The following is a 2,969-nucleotide window of genomic DNA, read 5'->3' as shown; positions in this document are numbered from 1 at the left end:
GCCCTCGATCACGGTGATCCGGTCCATCAGCCCTTCGCGTTCGGCAATGCCGCCGTGGGAGCCAGACGGCTCGGAACCGCGACACGTCTGCTCGGCGCCGTGGGCGACGACGCGATGGGGCGCGAGGCGCTCGATGCCCTGGCCGAGGAGCAACTCGATCTCGTCCATGTCAGCACCCGCCAAGGTGCGGCGACGTTTTTCTGCATTATCATGGTAGACCAGGATGGCGAGAAGTGCCTCGTCAAGGCGGTGAGCCCCGCCTACCTGCCGCAGCCCGAAGACCTTACGCCCGAAGCTTTCCGCGGCGTGCAGCACGTTCACCTTACCTTTACCCGTCATGACCTCGCCATGAAGGCCATCGAACGGGCGAGACATGCTGGCGCCTCGGTTTCGCTAGACCTCGAAGCGGCGGACATTCCGGCCGGTGGTGGCAGGGTCGCGGAACTACTGCCGAACGTGGATCTCCTGTTCATCAGCGATCAGAGCAGGGCGGAGGCGGAACGTGCGCTCGGAGCGCTGACTCTCGGCGCCGACAGATCGATCGTCACCACGCGGGGCGCCGCCGGTGCGCGTGTGGAGAACGCGGCCGGCATCTTTGACCTGCCCGGACATTCCGTGCAAGTGACCGATACTTCCGGCGCGGGCGACGCCTTCGCCGCTGCATTCCTCCACTGTCGACTGGGCGGCGCTGACGATATCACGTCACTTCGGTTCGCGAATGCGGCGGCTGCGCTGTCGACGCGTGCCTACGGCGCACAAGCCGGACTTCCGCGTCATGCCGACGTCGCGCGCTTCCTTGAACTTCGCAGCCAAGAGATAACAGATGTCTGAAAGACGCTTCGAATTCCCCGAAATCCTCGTGAAGAAGGGGTTACCCGCACCGGGAGCCGAGACGATGCAGGGGCTTCTAGACATCGTCGACGAGGGCGTTCTCGGAGCGACGAACCACGTGGCTCTCGCGCTTCCCCTGGTAGCGCAAGTGGCCAGCGCCGACCGGACGACCGCGCGCGACGAGGCTCTCGAACTGGCGCGTTTCATCGCCCGGACGCGGGGAAGCAATGCCCCGATCGTCGCCAACGCGCTCGACTGGCAGACCGATGGCGTCGACCAGCTTCCCGCGGTCGAGGCCGCGGCAGTCCTTTCCGCCCGGGCTGAGGCATGGGGCGCGGCAGCGGCCGAGCGGAGACGCGCGCTTATCGCGAAGGCCACCGAGATCCTTGCGGACGTGCGCCGCCCGCTGATCTACGACTACTCGAGCACCGTTGCGGACGTGGTCCGCGCGCTTGCCGGCGCGACCGGCCTCGACCTCATAGTCATTCCCGAAAGCCGTGCGATCGATGGCGGGCGGCGCTACATGACCGCCCTTGCGGATCTGGGAGTTTCCGTGTCCTTCGTCCTGGACGCCGCGATCGAATATGCGATGTCGCGGTCGGACGTGGTCCTACTTGGCGCCGAGAGCGTGACCTCAGACGGAGGCATCATCAATACGGTGGGTTCGACGATGACGGCGCGGGCGGCGCACGCGCACGGCATTGCCGTCTACGGGGCCGCGGACCTCTTCAAGGTCGGCGCGCGTGCGGCGGCCGACCTGCCGGCGCCTTCGCCGAGACGATACGATTTCCTTCTGAGGCCCGGCGAGCAGGCCTCGACCGAGGCTCCGGAACTGGAGATCGTGCCGCCCGATCTCGTCAGCGCCATCCTGACGGAAGCTGGACCGGTGGAGCCCGGAAATCTTGCGAGCGCGGTGCTCCGGCGCGACACCTCCAAGGGGAACGCGCGATGACGCCCGCCGAAAGCCGCGCCCTCATGTGCCGGGAAATCGCGGAGCAATCTGCAATCCTCGCGCATGCGGTCGGGCCCCTCGCAGAAGCAGCCGCCTCGATCCGCCTTGACCGTGACCGAACCCTATGGGTTGGCGGCTGCGGTGACAGCCTCTTCGCCGCACAAGCACTCGCGCTCCACTTCAGGCGTCGGGGCTGGGACATACGTCCCTCGTCGGCCGCGGAGATGCTTTGGGATGTATACATCCGGGCTGGGGATGCCGTCGTCGGGATCTCGATCTCGGGGTCGACCCGGCGAACCGTGGAGGCTGTGGAGAAGGCCACCCGGAACGGCGCTCACACGGTCGCGGTGACCCTCAACCCCGAAAGCCCGCTAGCGCGGGCGGCACGGGACGTCCTCGTCCTTCCGTTCAAGCCGATCAGCCGGGCCATTCCGCACGGCCTGGACTACCATGTGACGCTTCTGGCGCTGGCGTCGCTGGTGGGCGATTACGATGCCGGGCCGGTCGTGGAGATGCTCGCGCGCGACGGGAAAGTCGCGCTTGAGGCGGCGCGCGAGACTGCTTCCGAGCTGTTGCCCGAGACGCGCTTCTTCTTCCTCGGCGGCGGTGCCGCGATGGGCTCCGCGAACTACGGGGCCGCGAAGATGCACGAGGCGGGCGGCCTTCCGGCCTGGTCATTCGAGGCGGAGAACTTCGGGCACGGCGCGCAGTTCATGCTGCGCCCCGGGGATCACGCCGTGCTCTGCGGCGGAGGTGGTCCGGCGGATGCACGGACGGAGGCTTTGGCCGACGGCCTCGCAAGGCTCGGCGTCTCCGTGAGCCGCGCGGGCTTGCCGGCGGACGGCGACACCCTGATTACCGCGATGCGGGCGGCCCTCGCGTGCCAGGCACTCTGCCTCGCGGTCGCCGAACGGTTCGACCTCAACGTGACGGGTCCGGGCAGGGGATCTGCAGGCGCCGAGATCCAGCGCGACTGGTTTGGCTGGACTTCGACCTGATCAGGAGGGCGCGCGCCGCGCGCGCGCCCTTAGCTTCTCGGCCACCGCATTGTCCGCGACCACGCTGCCGATCAGCAGGAGGCCGATCGCGGCGAGTTGCCACGCCTGCGAGATGTTCGCGAGTTGTAGGGCCACCTGCATCGTCGTGACGATGAGGACCGCCAGCACCGTGCCCGAGATGCGCCCGA

4 protein-coding genes are annotated in these 2,969 nt (G+C 67.8%); 3 read left to right on the top strand and 1 reads right to left on the bottom strand.

Annotation, left to right across the window (positions count from 1 at the left end):
- The 3 genes from ACTS11_RS03550 to ACTS11_RS03540 all read left to right on the top strand — a co-directional run.
- Nucleotides 1–831 (top strand): carbohydrate kinase family protein (locus ACTS11_RS03550; RefSeq protein WP_442638965.1); only part of this gene is annotated, 831 nt, incomplete at its 5' end.
- A complete protein-coding gene (locus ACTS11_RS03545; RefSeq protein WP_442638964.1) occupies nucleotides 824–1,783 on the top strand; it encodes a hypothetical protein in 960 nt (319 codons plus the stop codon). The genes ACTS11_RS03550 and ACTS11_RS03545, both read left to right, overlap by 8 nt.
- Nucleotides 1,780–2,781 carry an SIS domain-containing protein gene (locus ACTS11_RS03540; protein WP_442638963.1) on the top strand — a complete coding sequence of 334 codons (1,002 nt, stop codon included), beginning with the start codon at nucleotides 1,780–1,782 and terminating at the stop codon, nucleotides 2,779–2,781. The genes ACTS11_RS03545 and ACTS11_RS03540 overlap by 4 nt, the downstream gene beginning before the upstream one ends.
- Here ACTS11_RS03540 and ACTS11_RS03535 read toward each other — a convergent pair.
- Nucleotides 2,782–2,969, bottom strand: a 188-nt coding sequence (locus ACTS11_RS03535; protein ID WP_442638962.1) for a hypothetical protein, incomplete at its 5' end; no start/stop codon positions are given.

The sequence above is a fragment of the Roseicyclus sp. genome, from assembly GCF_052168335.1.
In the GTDB taxonomy this organism is placed as follows: domain Bacteria; phylum Pseudomonadota; class Alphaproteobacteria; order Rhodobacterales; family Rhodobacteraceae; genus Roseibacterium.
Note: the sequence above shows the minus strand (reverse complement) of the source record. Positions and strands in the feature narration are given on the sequence as shown.